Source organism: Marinifilum sp. D714 (assembly GCF_030851345.1).
Taxonomy (GTDB): Bacteria; Bacteroidota; Bacteroidia; order Bacteroidales; family Marinifilaceae; genus Marinifilum.
This window is the reverse complement of record NZ_JALPNU010000020.1, coordinates 46,505-64,315: the sequence shown is the minus strand read 5'-3', so window position 1 is coordinate 64,315 and position 17,811 is coordinate 46,505. Positions and strand designations below refer to the sequence as shown.

12 protein-coding genes are annotated in these 17,811 nt (G+C 36.5%); 3 read left to right on the top strand and 9 right to left on the bottom strand.

The features are described from left to right. Nucleotides 1-82: 82 nt before the first annotated feature. From M0051_RS15525 to M0051_RS15495, 7 genes are all read right to left on the bottom strand, one after another. The gene (locus tag M0051_RS15525) at nucleotides 83-229 is read right to left on the bottom strand and encodes a hypothetical protein (protein ID WP_306742426.1); all 147 of its coding nucleotides are present in this window, start codon (nucleotides 227-229) and stop codon (nucleotides 83-85) included. 336 nt (nucleotides 230-565) lie between these two features. Then, entirely contained in the window at nucleotides 566-1,612 is a 1,047-nt protein-coding gene (locus tag M0051_RS15520; protein ID WP_306742424.1) for a nucleoid-associated protein, read from the bottom strand. 391 nt (nucleotides 1,613-2,003) lie between these two features. Further along, entirely contained in the window at nucleotides 2,004-5,708 is a 3,705-nt protein-coding gene (locus M0051_RS15515) for a M1 family aminopeptidase (RefSeq protein WP_306742423.1), read from the bottom strand. 2 nt (nucleotides 5,709-5,710) lie between these two features. Further along, the gene (locus M0051_RS15510) at nucleotides 5,711-6,586 is read right to left on the bottom strand and encodes an ABC transporter ATP-binding protein (RefSeq protein ID WP_306742422.1); all 876 of its coding nucleotides are present in this window, start codon (nucleotides 6,584-6,586) and stop codon (nucleotides 5,711-5,713) included. 285 nt (nucleotides 6,587-6,871) lie between these two features. Continuing rightward, nucleotides 6,872-8,383, bottom strand: a complete 1,512-nt coding sequence (locus M0051_RS15505; RefSeq protein WP_306742420.1) for a PepSY-associated TM helix domain-containing protein — start codon at nucleotides 8,381-8,383, stop codon at nucleotides 6,872-6,874. Nucleotides 8,384-8,554: 171 nt separating this feature from the next. After that, nucleotides 8,555-10,201, bottom strand: coding sequence for a hydroxylamine reductase (hcp, locus tag M0051_RS15500; RefSeq protein ID WP_306742419.1), 1,647 nt, complete (start codon nucleotides 10,199-10,201; stop codon nucleotides 8,555-8,557). Nucleotides 10,202-10,459: 258 nt separating this feature from the next. Next, nucleotides 10,460-10,822 carry a hypothetical protein gene (locus tag M0051_RS15495; RefSeq protein ID WP_306742418.1) on the bottom strand — a complete coding sequence of 121 codons (363 nt, stop codon included), beginning with the start codon at nucleotides 10,820-10,822 and terminating at the stop codon, nucleotides 10,460-10,462. Between the two features lie 321 nt (nucleotides 10,823-11,143). On the opposite strand from M0051_RS15495, the gene M0051_RS15490 reads away from it, so the two are divergent. The 3 genes from M0051_RS15490 (at nucleotide 11,144) to uvrB (ending at nucleotide 15,142) form a co-directional block, all read left to right on the top strand. Continuing rightward, nucleotides 11,144-11,728, top strand: coding sequence for an HAD family phosphatase (locus M0051_RS15490; protein WP_306742417.1), 585 nt, complete (start codon nucleotides 11,144-11,146; stop codon nucleotides 11,726-11,728). Nucleotides 11,729-11,745: 17 nt separating this feature from the next. Continuing rightward, nucleotides 11,746-12,759 carry a hypothetical protein gene (locus M0051_RS15485; RefSeq protein ID WP_306742416.1) on the top strand — a complete coding sequence of 338 codons (1,014 nt, stop codon included), beginning with the start codon at nucleotides 11,746-11,748 and terminating at the stop codon, nucleotides 12,757-12,759. Between the two features lie 367 nt (nucleotides 12,760-13,126). After that, entirely contained in the window at nucleotides 13,127-15,142 is a 2,016-nt protein-coding gene (uvrB, locus tag M0051_RS15480) for an excinuclease ABC subunit UvrB (protein WP_306742415.1), read from the top strand. Between the two features lie 56 nt (nucleotides 15,143-15,198). On the opposite strand, the gene M0051_RS15475 is transcribed toward uvrB, so the two are convergent. Together M0051_RS15475 and M0051_RS15470 are read right to left on the bottom strand one after the other, a co-directional pair. Continuing rightward, nucleotides 15,199-16,059: an RNA polymerase sigma factor RpoD/SigA gene (locus tag M0051_RS15475; protein ID WP_054719691.1), complete on the bottom strand. Its 861-nt coding sequence runs from the start codon at nucleotides 16,057-16,059 to the stop codon at nucleotides 15,199-15,201. A gap of 105 nt (nucleotides 16,060-16,164) precedes the next feature. Further along, the gene (locus tag M0051_RS15470; RefSeq protein WP_306742414.1) at nucleotides 16,165-17,613 is read right to left on the bottom strand and encodes a S1C family serine protease; all 1,449 of its coding nucleotides are present in this window, start codon (nucleotides 17,611-17,613) and stop codon (nucleotides 16,165-16,167) included. Nucleotides 17,614-17,811 lie beyond the last annotated feature (198 nt).

Genomic DNA, 17,811 nt, shown 5'->3' with positions numbered 1-17,811 from the left:
TTTAAGTATATATTTGCAGTACCTATTAGGGAATAATCAATCTAATATTCCCCAAATTTAAGTAATAATCTGTCAAGCTATTTTAGGAAGGGTCATTAGCCAATGTCATTCCGACCTTAGCCAATGAAGTTCCGGCCTTAGCCAAAGGCTTGTCGCCACTTCCCAATGGCTTGTCGTCGCTTCCCAATGGCTTGTCGTCGCTTCCCAATGGCTTGTCGCCACATCCCAAAGGCTTGTCGTCGCTAATCTATCATTCCGCTCCTTCGAAATGCCTTTAAATACCAACAACAAGTCATAAACTAGCATCATACCTGCTTAAACATGCAGCTACAATAGATAAAAGAGTATGAGCAGACCATTGACGTAGATCGACGAACTTTAGAACTCTAGCAACAATGTTCAAGGCATTATAAATGCGTCGCATAGGAATTACGCATTGACTTGGGCAAGTAACATGTAAATAAAAAAGCTTTCCCCCGTAGGAGAAAGCTTCTAATTATATCTTTTAAATTGTTACATCAAACAATTTATTTTCACATCCAGACGCAAAGCCTTGCGTCTTTACCTAGTTTTCTTCTCGGAAGAACAGTTTATAGTAACTCAAATCACGAGCTGCATCGTAGCCTTTCTCAATAAACTTGCGCTGTCCGTGAATATAAACATGAAAGTTCTTGTCCAGTTTTAGCACATGTTTAAAGTAGCGCTGTTCTCCTTTCACGGCATCATTGCTAATGTCAAATTCCGATTCAACAGAAGTCCCACGCTCGTTCTGATAATATTCTTTGTACTCATCGAAAGCATTGGCAACCTCAGGTTCTTCAATTACTTCTTGCTTAAACAGGTCTTCGTTAAACTCTTTCTTGTCCTTAAAAAAGTTGATCGACTTGTTCATCAAATCAATCTGATCGGCCTTGGCAACCTCATTCTCATCGTTGTACACATCGCCAATAAAGCCCTTACACATATCAAGGTAATTCTGGGTATGGTAAAAGTTATCCTCACGAAGTTTCAAATCCAGGAAATCTTCCTTCCAGTATAAAGCATCTTTGTTCGGATTGGTCTTATCGACAATACAAACCTTGTAGCCTTTCTCTTTTTCGGTATTAAAAATCAAGCAACCTTTATCCAACTTCTTGATGTTAATGCCATTCTCACAGCCCAATTCAAAGTTTTCATTCTTCTGGTACACCTTTAAGAAAGTGTCTTTATTTTCCGATTTGAAAATCCCCAATGCATTGCAAACTTCACCGTCGACCACGCATCCCGAAAAGGCAACCAGATAAAACTCTCCTCCTTTAATATTTGGGTGGTTCGATTTCTCGTACAAGTGAACCGCAATATTGGTAGATTGATCGTAAAAGCTTTCGTTGTTCTCAAAAAATTCAGAAGCATAGCAGTATACTTCGTTCATGTTTATGCCGGCCTCGTTTTGGAAATGATAGAATTCTTCCTTGTTAAAGGCTGTAAGAAAATACTTTAGCAGTACATCTCTAACATCATCATCATCAATTTCGATTTCCGATTTAGAAAGTTTTAGATCCTCCTCAAGGTGTTTATTTCCAACATTGTGAACTACAATGCGGTCCAGATTTATCTCTTCAAAGTTAAACATATGGTACTATTTTAAGAACCTGACAAAGATACGCACTTTCGTTAAATATTGAATGATTTCTTATAGTAGAGGCCATAGAAATTGATTACTACAATCAGTTCTAGCTATAATCCCCCTTAAATTGCCAACAAAATGAGAGTTACGGTGCCCTGCACCTGTGTATACACTTACATGATAAAACTATAAATATTAAGCAGCTCTGCTGCTTTATTCATGAATCAAAATTCACCATTACCTATGGTGCGGAGCACCACAATATTTATAGGCCAATTGATCTAACGAACGTAAAGGTACAGAGTACCGTTACCTACTTTTGTTACACTTAAATGACTTTCAAAAAAAAAAGCTATCCCTTTACGGAATAGCTTTTGAACGCTTTATTTTTTACAGCCTATGATACCGACTTGTCTTTGGTAGTTGAATTCTCTTTCTTCTCCTTAAGCTTCTCAGTATTATCTGCTGTTTTTCTGTCGATTAATTTGTGATAAGGATCAATACCAACACTATGTGGCTTCTTATCCACAATAAACGAGAACTTGTTTTCTTTCGCAGTAATGTGAACTTTCTTGAATAGAATCTCTTGCTCCTCCTTGTTTTCGTCTTCAACAAAAATGGCAAGGTCAATCCAATCATTCATATCGATGTATTGCTTATCATCCTCTCTTTTCTTGGTATTTATGGAGATGTTAACCGATGAATCGTCACTCGAAAGCTCTTTATTTTCTTCGTTCTTACTGTTAATCACCCTGTACTTCTGAGCCTCAACAACAAAATCGACCTTATACTTTCCATCTTCGGTTTTCGATACGTAAGCACTATCCACTTTATTATCGAAAAGCGTAATGGTTTCAAGCATATCGGTAATCACATAGTCCATACTATCAGGCATGTGTTGCTTCATTAAATCAACAAACTCTAAAGATGTGGTGTATGGAGGCTCCTGGAAAGCAACATCGCTAACATACTCACTAAGTGCTTTATGCAAGTTGTTTTCTCCCATATAATCAGCAATGGCATACATGGCAATTGCACCCTTATTGTAGTGAATGTATTGTTGATTTTCGTTATACATTAAAGGCTGTTCTTTCACCTGCTCAGAACCTCTTCCTCTCAAATATCCATTCAGTTCCTCTTTCATGAACTTGCGGATTTTGTTCTTAGGATATTTCTGCTCCAAAACCTTTATTGCCGAGTATTCAGACAAACTTTCCGACATTAAAGTTGCTCCCTTAACATTTGCTCCAATTACCTGGTGTGCCCACCATTGATGTGCCATTTCGTGAGCGGTTACATGGTATGCATAGTTCACGGCTCCCTCTTTCGACTTATCCTCTTTTGCAATGAAACCAATGGCTTCTGAGAATGGAATAGTGTTTGGGAAAGACTGAGCAAATGTTCCGTAAGTTCTTGGAAATTCGATAATACGCACCTGTTTGTGCTGGTAAGGAGAATAGTTTTCGCCATAATGCTTAAGCGAAGCTTTCACTGCTTCAACCATATCGGCAATATTGTAATCATGGCCTTTGTGATAATAGATTTCAATATTGATATCCTCATACTTATCGGTATAAACCTCATATTTTCCTGACACCCAAGAGTAGAAATTCAGAATTGGAGCATCCATTTTGTAATGGTAATAAGCTCTATCCCCTTCAACTCTTTTTTCTTGCAAATAGCCCGGAGCAATTGCAATCTGATCCGCAGAGGTGCTTACTGTGGTTTCAAAATTCACCCAGTCGGCGCATTCCGAAATGTAAGTGTTTCCTAATGCCGAAGTATCGGTAGGTGCTGCCATTCTATCACGTTTTGGCAAACCGTATTGCTTTCGCACCGTATTATCGCTTAACTCTCCTGAACGTGAATAACCAAAGCTTGGGAAACTACCATTATTAAAGAAAGTTCCATTACCAATTACAGGAGAATTGTATTGTAAAAAATGATTCTTTTGATTGCTCAATGTAAAATGCATTTGCATAGAATCTCCTGGCATTAAAGGCTTTTCTAACTTGTAGATATTGTATTGGAATACGGTATCATTACTCACCAACTCTGCCTTTCTTGAAAAGCTAACTGCAGTATTCTTGTATTGGTAATTGATATGAATAGAGTCAATAGGCGCATTGCTCTTGTTCTTCACGATATAGTCTCCCTTTACTTTTAAATCGTTGGTTTCAGGGAATAAATCAACATCAATTTTCGCATCAACAATACGAGGCTGAGGAATGTTGTAATACTTCGAATAAGTTTTCTCAAACTCTACTCTATCCAACTCACTTTGTTTCGCCGATTTGTATTCGTTTAAAACATTATCGAACCAGTAAATGTATGACCCAACGGCGATAAAACCGATAAGACAAACTGCCAGTGAGACATACAACGCACGACTTAAGTTTTCCTTTGCTCTTCGGAAACGAATCTTAACAGTTTCTCTAACACCTCGACGCCAAATGGCCAAACCTAAAACCAATAAAGATGAAGAGAACAATAGCCAGTAAAGTCGATAAAACATGAAGGCAGCTACTCCCCTGCCATATCCATCCATATCAGAATAATTGATTGATGGTCCTGCATTGAACTTGAATATGTTTTGCTCAATTCCAATTTTCGAAGCAAAAGGACTGATGATCGAAAAGATGAATAGAATAAAAAAGCCAATGTAAAAGTTTGCAAACAGAGACTGAACGAATAAGGATAATCCTGCCCAAACAATGTAAGATGGAAGCATAAACAGGAAGAGCTCAGTAAGATAATGTATCGGCTCAATGTCGTAGTATCCCTCAGAAAGCTGAATTACAATACATGTTGCCATCACTACGAATAGTAGCAACACCTGCATCTTGATTAAGGCAATAAACTTAGAGAAATACTGAACCCAGTTTGGTGTATGTGTAACATCTACCAACTCAAACATCTTTGCTCTGCGCTCGCGCTGTACCAACATTCCCGAATACAAAAAGGTAATCAGTAGAATAAACAATTTGAACATTGAGCTTGGAATCAACAACATTTTCCAGGTGGTAGAATAGGTAGTTGTACCAAACAGATTCATGGTGGTATTGTGACCTATTACCATAAATAGTACTCCTACTGCCACCATAACCATAAATGGAACCGATTTAATGATGAATTTAAAATTCAATTTCGAAATGCTCCACATCAGCTTGATGTTCCAATTGAAACTATTGTCAATGTTTACCTTCGGAAGATTGATATCCCTTAAATTGTTGAAATTATCTTTTGTAACTACCGCACTCTTTTTAGTGAACCAACGGAAACTCAAGGCATTCTGAGTAAACTGAAATTTGTAGTAGGTAAGCGAAAAAATCAATAATGATACCGATATCCAAATGATTCTGTTGATGAGAACCAATCCATCCATGGGTAGCAGATTCGTATTACGCTCTGCCACATTCCAATATTCAGTTGCATTCTGAATGGCTGATGCTCCGAAAGGATCCAGAAGTGCAGCCAATGTTTTACTATCCAACTGGCTCATGTAATTGTCTGCAATACCCTGTACAAAAAACAGTACAATCATGGTAATGAAACCTGCACCTAAGTTTCTTGTGAAAGTAATTATACCAAACACGATGGCTCCAAACAGAAGTATGTTAGGTAAAATTACCATACCATATATCTGTAAAAATGCCAATGGTCTGAATGGCCCAAGTAATTCCGGATTAACCCCAGGAAGTAATGGCGCTATAATAAAACCCAAACCAAATATTAAGAATATGGCCAAAGTTACCACAATAGAACTTAGAAACTTGGCAAGAATGTATTCCGATTTCTTAAATGGATAGGAATATAATATAGAGTGCATTTCGGAACTGAAATCTCTATTCACAGAACCTCCTACAATGGAAGGCAATAGAAAATACCCCAAAGTAAGGATGCCAAAACTATTGAACAAAGCAATAGGTGAATTGGCCAAACGAACTGATGCTACAGTAGCTGTACTTGAGTCGAACACCCCTAAGCTACCAGCCATAATCAAAGTTGATATCACCAAAAGTACCGCTGAATAGATGTATGTAGCTGGGTTTTTGAGCCAGTATTTTAGCTCAAACTTAAATAATGTATTAAACTTGCCCATAATTAATTCGATGCTTTAAGTGTAACAAAATATACATCTTCAAGATCCGCTTCCTTTGGTGTAAACAATTCGTCGGGCTGCGTTTCTGAATATACATTTATATTCATACTGTTGTCATCGTTGAATCGGCTGGAAAGAATATCATATTTCTCCTTGTGCTCGTTTAAAGCAGAACGCTCGATACATTTGGTCCACATTTTACCTTGCAACTCCTCTACCGATTGCTTTGGAGTTTTATGTGTTAGAATGCTTCCGCCATTCATTATGGCCATGTCGGTACATAATTCCTTTACATCCTCTACAATATGGGTTGAGAAAATAACAATATGGTTGGTACCAATCTCGCGCAATACGTTCAAAAATCGACTGCGCTCAGCCGGGTCCAATCCAGCTGTTGGCTCATCTACAATAATCAGTTTCGGGTTGTTAAGCAAAAGTTGAGCAATACCAAAACGTTGCTTCATACCTCCTGAATAACCTGCAACATTTTTCTTTCTTGCTTCTGTTAAATTGGTTTGTTCAAGCACGGCATCAACAATCTCTTTACGCTCTTGTTTGTTTGAAATCCCCTTTAATTCAGCAAAGTGCATCAATAAATCTTCGGCTGACATTTTAGGATAAACGCCAAAGCTTTGTGGTAAATATCCCAGTGTATTACGCAAAGCCATTTTGTTTTCCATGATATCCGTACCATCAAACACAATACGACCGCTATCACCTTCTTGCAGAGTTGCAATTGTACGCATCAATGTTGACTTTCCAGCTCCATTTGGTCCTAGCAGACCGAACATTCCAGTGCCTATTTTAATATTAACATTATTCAATGCCTTAACACCATTGCTGTAGGTCTTTGTTAAATTCTCAATAGTTAATTCCATTCATCTAAAATTTAAGTAATTGTATTATGATATCGTTTGAGTAAAGACAAATATATATAATGTTAAGCGAGAACATTCTTCTTCTGCCTAATGATTCATAAAAATTCGACAAAGACCTTTTTATTGCGATGAAATTGAGTTTTTACACTTTAAATATTGTGCATAAAAAATGCATTGATAGATAAATCAGCAGAATATGGAATTGCATTGAGCACGTGATCAGCAGATCACTTTCACTTCATAATTAGTGCATAAGACATTTCACTTCTATTTCTTTTTTGAAGTTTAAACTTTTCTTTGTTTTCTATACAACAAGTATCCAACAATTAGAATCCACAAAATTGTAAGTCCTGCAATCGGGATAAACAAGATGTACATTTTTCCAAAAATATATTGGTAGATGCGGCCGGTATGTACTTCCAAGCAAAGGTTCCATAAGGACATGGGGCTCTCCTGAATTTCTGCTGGCATACTGGTAAATCCCGTATCGTCACTTATATTTCCTGCTCCCAAATTGTAATCGAAAAGAATCTCTCTTCCTTCTTTATCTTTTAAATAACCTGCGATAGGATGTGCTGCAATGGGGGGTCCCATTCTGCGAACTGGGACATGTGGTCGTTTGGTAATGTAATCGAAGATCAAATTTCTTTCGGGCATCCAATAAAAAATACCACTAAACGAACCAACCAAATACTGGTCTTCACCTGCCTTTTCGAGTACATTAACTCCCATTACCGAAACCGGAGGTTGATGCTCGAATCTTTCGGGAGCTGTTTCAAACAGGTTATCGCTATAATAAATGCCTTCGTTGGTTGCCAGCATCACTCTGTTCAACTCTTCATCGTAAAGAACTCTTCGCAATTGATCGTACCAGGGATTGGGATTATCGAGATGAGTAAATGGAATCTTATCTACACGACTATTGGCAATGGCAATTAACAATGGCGGGCGAAGAAACATTCCTGTAATGGTGGTTAAAATGAGAAAGATAATCAGCCAATTCCCAAAGTGATTGTGCCACTTTAAGTTGAATTTTAGAAAGCTGATTTTTCTTTTGCCCCCCCCTCCTCTTTTCTTGATTCTTTTGATCCAATCGGGAAAAAAGAAGTAAACCAAACCACTAAAGCTTAAGAATAGAAATATAAATCCAATAAAATCCACAAACAACTTCCCGAATATGCCAAAAGCCTCGCCACTATGAATTTCCCAAAGGGTTTTGAACAGGCTTGTTTTACCATCGTAATCCTTACTGGCTGGAATATTTACAATTTCGAAGGTATCATCAACTTTCTTTAGCAGGTTACTTCTGGTTAAGATATAAAGATCCTCACCAATCTCCATAAAATCCACAACTCTCTCCTCCTTCACCGAAAGTTCAAGTTTATTCCATTCATTATCCCTGTGTTGATAAAGGCCCAAAAGTGTTCCTGCAAACAGTTCTCCTGATTTTGTTTGAATGATTTTCTCAATCTTTCTATTATCAATTCCCTCAGGAAATCCGGAATTCAAATCAGAGAAGGATTTTAAATTGTCAGAACTTTTCCAAACCCCAATATTTCCATATATCAAGGATACCTCATCACTTAAATGAATTGCTGATTTCACAGCAGCTTTGTTCCAATTATTATACTGATATTCCGATCCCAAATACTTACGATTTACATCGCAAGAAGAAAACAAAGCACGGTGGTTCATGATAATCCCCGAAATGGAAAACAGGATAATAAACAGAGTAAGTACCAATGATGGCCACTTGTGATATTTTTTTAGAAACTGTATTGTTTTGCTTTTAGCCATACGATGAAGATAATAACAAAAAAAAAGTCCGAAAGAACCATAATCATTCAATCAGACATTTTTTACTTTAACCCTAAAAATTTTACTAAACCATTATCGGTAAGTGAAATTGCGCCCTGTACAAACTCCTTCTTATCATACTTCACTCAGGGCGCAAATTTATCAGTTATACTAGTTCAAGAACATTTTCATGTCTTCGTCTACAGCACCAATTCCGCCAATTCCGAATGTTTCTACCAATACTTTTGCTACGTTTGGAGATAGGAATGCTGGCAATGTAGGTCCTAAATGGATGTTCTTAACTCCCAAGTGAAGAAGTGCTAGCAATACGATAACCGCTTTTTGTTCATACCAAGCAATGTTGTAAGCAATTGGAAGGTCGTTGATATCGTTCAATTCAAATACTTCTTTCAATTTTAATGCAATTACTGCCAATGAGTAAGAGTCGTTACACTGACCAGCATCCAATACACGTGGAATACCTCCGATATCACCTAACTCCAATTTGTTGTAACGATACTTGGCACAACCTGCAGTTAAGATTACTGTATCTTGTGGTAATTTAGAAGCAAATTCAGTATAGTAATTACGATCTTTCATTCTACCGTCGCAACCCGCCATTACAAAGAACTTACGGATAGCACCTGATTTTACAGCATCAACAACTTTATCAGCAACTTGCATTACCTGGTTGTGAGCAAATCCACCAACAATTTTACCTTTTTCAATTTCAGTTGGAGCAGCACAAGTCTTCGCTAATTCAATAATTTCTGAGAAGTCTTTCTTTCCATTTTCGTCAGCAGCAATGTGCTTGAATCCTGGGAAACCTGATGCACCAGTAGTGTATACTTTATCCTTATACGTTGAAGTCGCTTTAGGAGGAACAATACAGTTGGTAGTGAACAAGATTGGTCCGTTGAAAGTTTCGAACTCTTCGTTCTGCTTCCACCATGCATTTCCGTAGTTACCTACAAAGTGCTCATACTTTTTAAATGCAGGATAGTAGTTTGCTGGCAACATTTCTGAGTGAGTGTAAACATCAACACCAGTTCCTTCAGTTTGCTTCAACAGCTCTTCCATATCTTTCAAATCGTGACCTGAAATCAAGATACCTGGCTTGTTGCTAACCCCAATATTAACTTCTGTTACTTCTGGATTACCGTAAGCAGATGTATTTGCTTCATCCAAAGTAGCCATTGCAGTTACACCATTAGCACCACACTTCATTACCATAGCAACCAAATCATCAGCAGAAAGAGTATCATCAGTAGTTGCTACCAAAGCTTCTTGCATGAAAGCGTACAATTCAGCTTTTTCGAAACCTAAGTTGTAAGCGTGTTCTGTGTAAGCTGCCAAACCTTTCAAACCGTAAGTTAACAACTCACGCAATGAACGTACATCCTCGTTTTCTGTAGCCAAAATACCAACTACACGAGCTTTAGCGTCAAAATCATTTTCTGAATCAGCAAACCAAGTTGCAGAGTGATGAAGATCGCCGAAAGAAACACCAGCTTCTTCAGCTTGCTTTTTAATTTCTTCTCTTAATTTTAATCCTTCGCGAATTGCTTCAACGAATTTTACTTTATCGAAGTTTGCGTTAGTGATCGTCATAAACAATCCAGTCATAATGAAATTGTTTACTTTCTCATTTTCAACACCAGCTTCGCGAGCTTTTACGCTGTACAATGAAATTCCTTTCATTACATACATTAGTAGATCCTGAATGTTTGCAACCTCATCGGTCTTACCACAAACTCCTTTAATTGTACAACCAGTCCCTTTAGCTGCTTCCTGACATTGATAACAAAACATGCTCATAATAGTATTTTTTTAGTGTTATTTATTTTCGGTTTATTCAATTTACAAAATCAAAAAGAAGTAAAAGAATTTATTTTCGCCATGCCTTATCTCCTTTTGACACTACAAATATCTTACATTGAATTTCGAAAAAGTGTAACGGATGTTACAAACACTAAAATATTTCAGATTTTTTTATCTTTTTTTCTCTTACAAGAATTTTTAGCTAAAAAAACCCAACCGAATTTCGGTTGGGAATGAGGATATATTATTTAAACGTTAGAGTCTTTTAAACATTTTTTTGAGTTTCTCTTTTAACTCACACTTCGACTTTTTGTAACTGGCCAATTGAGTATCTGTTAAAATTTCTTTGAAGCAAACCTCTTTTTGAAGCAAACTATCGCGAACAGCTTGCATGCAGGAAAAACCCGCCTTTTCATTAGTAAGACGATCTATTTCTTTCTCACATTCCAAATTTAAAACCTGAATTTTTAATACCTGATCGGAACTTAGTTCCAGTTTTTTTGTCATCCACTTGGTAATAACGTCAGCTCGTTTTTCCGCTTCCGACATTTTTTTGGCACTTACTGAAACACTAAATAGAACAAATAATAGAATCAAACTTCTCTGTACAAACTTCATAAACCTCACTTTTAATTCTAATAATGTAGACATTACTTCAAACGTATGCCTTTCGAAAATGTTTTACAAATCGATAGAAAAATAAAAAAAATTAAAGAATTCAACAAACAGATAATCAATATAATTCACATCTTAAACTATTCGCATGAAATTCAATAAAGCATTTATAAATTATAAAGTTAAGCATGGCATTAATTAAGAAATAATTAATAATTTGCGCTTTCTTTTATATCGGATCTGAATTAATATTGTTAATTATTAAAATCAGAAGATATAATAAATCGAATAAATTGTGAAGTTGAACCTACTAAGAGAATGAATATGAAATCGATAAATATACATGCCGATACAAAAGCCTTAATTTTTGATTTAGATGGAACACTTGCTGACACCATGCCATTACATTTTGAAGCATGGAAAAAAGCAGCAGAAATAATGGGCGTAACATACTCATTTGAATGGTTATCTGCTTGTGCAGGAATGCCATCCTCTAAAATTATCGAAAAACTGAATAAGGAATACAACCATTCTATTGATCCGCAAGAGTTTTCCGTTATTAAAGAAGAATTTTTTGCAAAGGAGATGCATAAGATAACTGAAATTAAACCTGTAACTGACTTGGTTTATAAATACCACAACCAAATTCCAATGGCAGTAGGCACAGGAGGAAAGAGGAATATAGCTCAAGAAACGATGGAGATTCTTGGCTTGGATAAGTACATTCCTATTTTGGTTAGTGCTGATGATGTAAACAATCATAAGCCAGAGCCAGAAACCTTTTTGAAATGTGCCGAGTTAATGGGAGTAGATCCTAAATTTTGCCAGGTATTTGAGGATGGACTATTAGGAATACAAGCAGCCGAAAAAGCAGGTATGATGGTTACTGATGTTACTCCATATTACTAAATCAATAAGCACATATCATGTTAAAAAAATTACTTTTACTAATTTCCGTTGCACTCGTAATAGCATCTTGTAGTAAGCAAACAAGGGAATATACTATTGCATTCTATAATGTCGAAAATTTATTCGACACGATTAACCACCCGGAAAAATGGGATGATGATTTTACTCCCGAAGGAAAATTAAAGTTCAATGGTGAACGATATCAGGATAAATTGGAAAAATTAGCTCAGGTTCTTTCTTCAATTGACACATTAGGTTTACCAAGCATTATCGGTTTATGCGAAATTGAAAACAAAAAAGTAATCGAAGATCTTTGTAAACAAGAGACTTTAATTGAAGGAAATTATGGAATTGCACATAGCGAAAGTCCTGATAAAAGAGGTATTGATTGTGCCCTGATCTACAAGAAAGAGGATTTTAAATATCTAAAGCATGAAGCAATTGGCATTCAATTTCCTTGGGAACCAAATTACAAAACTCGCGACATTTTATATGTAGAGGGTATCATTGGAACAGATACGGTTCATGTCTTTGTAAATCATTGGCCTTCGAGGCGAGGCGGTTTAGAAAAATCGGAAAAGAACAGAGTATTTGTTGCCGAACAATTGAAAAATGCTGTTAATGATATTCAATCCAAAAACCCTTTGGCAAACATCATCATTATGGGTGACTTTAACGATGAACCCAACAACAAATCGGTTAGCCAAACATTAAGTGCAGGTAACAATCAAAACTCATCAAATCCTTCATATTTGTACAACCTTGTTTATAATATGGATGCCAAAGGAGAAGGAACCTACAATTATAGAGGCAATTGGAACATGCTTGATAATTTAATTGTTTCAAACTCATTGTTGAATGAGAAAAACGGACTTCATACCTCTTTCGATGCTGGAAAGATATTTAAAGAAGTGTGGATTTGTTACAAAAACAAGAAAGGTATACTTGTTCCTAGTAGAACCTATGGCGGTCCGAATTACTACGGAGGATACAGCGACCACTTTCCGGTTTACTTTAAAATTTCACAGTAGACTTATCTCAATATAAAGTACTGCCGGCTATTTAAAATAGTCGGCATTTTTTGTACCGAAAACATTTTCAAGTTCATCTGTTTATATTTTACATGGCTTTGCCATCCCGATAATTATCGGGAGGAAGCCCCAAGATTTAAATAATTATAACAATTTGTATTTAATAATTATTTAAATCATGCTCGTTTCACATTGTTTCTCTATTTTAGCGTTGCTTTGTAGCACCGATTATTAATTTATTTAAGCCATTTGTACACTTCACGTACAATGACTTGTAAATTATAAATCGGCATTATACCAAAATACAACGAGAGTCATAAATAGCTCTCGATTACTAATAAATGGTATAAGATTAAAAAAGAGGGGTATGGATTTTAAAATTGTATCGAAATTTAAACCAACAGGCGATCAGCCTGAGGCGATTGAAGAACTTAGTAATGGACTGAACGATGGTTCTCCATTTCAAACTCTTCTTGGGGTTACAGGTTCGGGTAAAACATTTACCGTGGCAAATGTAATTCAGGAAGTTCAAAGGCCTACTTTGGTTTTAAGTCATAATAAAACCCTTGCGGCACAGCTTTATGGTGAGTTTAAAAATTTCTTCCCCAATAATGCCGTCGAGTATTTTGTTTCGTACTACGATTATTATCAACCAGAAGCTTACCTTCCTGTAACCGACACATATATAGAGAAAGATCTTTCCATTAATGATGAGATTGAAAAGTTAAGGCTTAGTGCAACTTCATCTCTACTTTCAGGAAGAAAAGATGTAATTGTAGTTTCATCGGTTTCCTGCTTGTACGGTATTGGTAACCCGGAAGATTTCCACAACAATGTTACGGTTTTGGAAAAAGGTCAGGTTATTTCGCGCAATAAGCTTCTGTTTGCATTTGTTGATGCTCTATATTCCAGAAATGAAGTGGAATTTGAACGGGGACATTTTCGTGTAAAAGGTGACACTGTTGATATCTATCCTGCTTACGCTGATTTTGCCTACAGAATTATTTTCTGGGATGATGAAATTGATGAAATCTATTCTTTCGATCCGATCAATGGATTAAAAATTGAAGATTACGACCGAATTACCATTTACCCAGCCAATATATTTGTTACCAGTAAAGATCGAGTTCAATCGGCCATTCATCAAATACAAGATGATATGGTTGCACATGTTGCTTTCCTCAAAGAAATCGGGAAACATTTGGAAGCAAAACGATTGGAAGAAAAAGTAAGTTTCGACCTGGAAATGATTCGGGAATTGGGGCACTGTTCTGGTATCGAGAATTATTCAAGATATTTTGATGGAAGACCTGCTGGAACTCGCCCTTTCTGCTTAATAGACTACTTCCCAGATGATTTCCTAATGGTAATCGACGAAAGTCATGTTACCATTCCTCAAATTCGTGCCATGTATGGTGGCGATCATTCCAGAAAAATCAATTTGGTAGAATATGGATTCCGTTTGCCTGCTGCACTTGATAACAGACCATTAAAATTTGAAGAATTCGAAGAAGTAACCAATCAAACCATATATGTTAGTGCAACTCCTGCTGATTACGAACTGGAAAAATGCGAAGGTGTTGTGGTTGAACAGGTAATTCGACCTACCGGATTACTTGATCCTCAAATTGATGTTCGCCCAAGCTTAAATCAGATTGACGATTTAATAGCAGAAATCAATGAAAGAACAGAAAAAGATGAGCGTACATTGGTTACTACTCTTACAAAACGAATGGCAGAAGAATTATCGGAGTACTTTGCCAATTTAAGCATTCGCTGTCGTTACATCCACTCTGATGTTGACACATTAGATCGAATTAAAATTATGGAAGACCTTAGAAATGGAGAGTTCGATGTTTTGATTGGTGTGAACTTACTTCGTGAAGGTTTGGATTTACCGGAAGTTTCATTGGTAGCAATTCTTGATGCTGACAAAGAAGGTTTCCTTCGCTCTACCCGATCGCTAATTCAGACTTCAGGTAGAGCTGCTCGTAATGTGAATGGTAAGGTCATCATGTATGCTGATAAGATTACCAAATCTATGAAAGAAACAATTGATTCTACCAATCGTCGTCGCGAGAAACAATTAGCTTACAATGAGAAACATGGCATTACACCACAGCAAATTGTAAAATCAAAGAAAAGCATTATCGAACAAACTCAGAAAGCAGAACCAGATGCTTATGCAGGTCCTGAAAGTGTTGAAATTGCAGCTGATCCTGTGGTACAATACATGAGTAAAGAAAGTTTGGAAAAGAGTATTGAGAAAACGAAGAAATTAATGCAAAAAGCTGCAAAAGATATGGATTTCTTACAAGCTGCTCAATATCGAGATGAGATGTACAAACTACAGGAACAATTGAAAGTGAAAAACTCAAAATAAAGGAAAATAAAAAAGCAGTTTCTTTCGAAACTGCTTTAGTTATCTCGCGGGAACTGTTATCCCAAATATGATTTCAATAATTTGCTTCGTGAAGTATGACGCAAACGACGAATCGCTTTTTCTTTAATCTGACGAACACGCTCACGTGTCAATCCAAATTTTTCGCCAATTTCTTCTAAGGTCATTTCTTGAATACCAATACCGAAGAAAAGTTTAATAATATCGCTTTCTCTCTCAGTTAGAGTAGCTAAAGCTCTATCAATTTCTCTGGTTAAGGACTCATTCAAGAGACTTCTGTCTGCGATTGGAGAATCATCATTCACCAATACATCCAACAAACTGTTGTCTTCTCCGTCAACAAACGGAGCATCGACAGAAATGTGACGACCTGAAACACGTAGGGTATCTGCAACTTTATCTGCAGGTAACTCCAAGGACTCTGCTAATTCTTCAGGAGATGGCTTTCTTTCATGTTCTTGCTCGAATTTCGAAAATGCTTTGTTGATCTTGTTCAACGAACCAACCTGGTTCAATGGTAATCGAACGATTCGAGACTGCTCTGCCAAAGCCTGAAGGATAGACTGACGAATCCACCATACAGCATAAGAAATGAATTTAAATCCACGAGTTTCATCAAACTTTTCTGCTGCTTTAATCAATCCCAAGTTTCCTTCATTGATCAAGTCTGGTAGACTCAATCCCTGATTTTGGTACTGCTTAGCTACAGAAACAACGAAACGCAAATTTGCTCTGGTTAACTTTTCCAAAGCTCTTTGGTCGCCTTTTTTGATTCGCTGCGCCAATTCAACCTCTTCCTCAACTGTAATAAGATCTTCTTTACCAATCTCTTGCAAGTACTTGTCTAACGACGCACTCTCACGATTGGTAATTGATTTAGTTATCTTTAATTGTCTCATAGTCCCTTTTCATCGAAAATATTTCGCAAAATTAGACTTTTTAATAAAAAAAGTCAAAATTAATTGCCATTTTATTCGAATATTTATATTTTTCTCGTTTGATTTCTATTCATTATCCTTAAGAGAAAAGGCATAGTACTTCACGCTGCCGTTAGGATATATACCGGAAATAAATACTCCGCCATCCTTAACGCTCTGCAATGCCTCTTCGATATCTTTTACTTTATAAATTGGTGTATTGTTAATTTTGTAAATAATAAAACCTTCTCTAATATTCTCCTCTTTCAACTTTCCACCACGCAGATTCTTTACTTTAACTCCCCTATTTATTTGAAGTCGATATTTCTCTTTAGTAGAAATTGGCTCGAATTCAGCACCCAGGAAAGCCAAATCACTTGATTTTATCACTTCCGTATTTCCTAACCTATTACGTAAAACGACATCAAATTGTTTCTTTTTGCCATCTCTTTTTATTAAAACCTCTATTTCATCTCCAGGGCGATACTTGCTCACTTGTTCTTGCAGTTCGGCACCAGAGTTTACTTCTTTACTATTAATTTCTAGAATAACATCTCCTCTTTTCATTCCAACTCCTCCTGCAGCACCACCATCTGTAAGTTCCGCAATATAAACCCCTTCTATCTTTTCCAGTCCATATTCCTCAGCCAAATTAGCATCTACACTTTGAATTGAAACCCCTAGCATAGCACGTTGTACCTTACCAAATTCTTTTAAATCGTCAATTACCTTCTTTACAATTGTAACTGGTATTGCAAATGAATATCCTGAGTACGAGCCCGTTCTTGACTCAATTGCTGTATTAATACCTACCAACCTTCCCTTGGTGTCAACAAGGGCTCCACCACTATTTCCAGGGTTTACTGCTGCATCTGTCTGTAAGAACGATTCAATACTCATCCTATTGCTCATGATACCAAGATTTCTGGCTTTAGCACTTATAATACCAGCGGTAACTGTGGAAGTCAAATTAAACGGATTTCCTACCGCCAAAACCCACTCTCCTAATTTTAATTCATCAGAATTTCCAAAACTCATGGCAGGCAAATCTTCTTCCTCAATTTTAATCAATGCCAAATCGGTATATGGATCCTGTCCAACCAACTTTGCCTCATAGGATCTCTTATCTTGTAAAACTACATTAATTAAATTCGAACCTTTCACAACATGATTATTTGTCACGATATAACCATCATCAGAAATAATTACTCCTGAACCTGAACCTAAACTTGGCTGTGGTTGATAGTCTCTTTTACTATTTCCAAATAGAAAGTCGTAAAATGGATTGGATTGATACTCTTCGTTCGTATATAAAGTTTTTACGTGTACTACCGATTTTACTGATGATTCTGCGGCCAGCGTTAAATCAACCTGACCTGTCACATTTTGCGGAAGACTTGCTAATTGTATCGCATTTGGCTCCTTTACCGTGATAATCTTTTCTTCTTTATCAACAAATAATACAAATAAAATAATGGCAATACCCCCACCAAATACTGCAGTTAAAACTCTTCCAAAAAACATTTTAGCTTTCATAATGCAATAAAAATTTTAAGAGTGAAACTTAGGATCCATCTTATCGGCAATTTACACATCCTGTTTCGAACATAAAAAGTTACGAAAACAGATTCATATAATCAATAGTTAATTATCATTGAATTAACATTCATCAAATTCTTGCACTTTTCACTTTTTGAAATAAGGGTAAAACCAATAAGATTCTTACTTTTATGC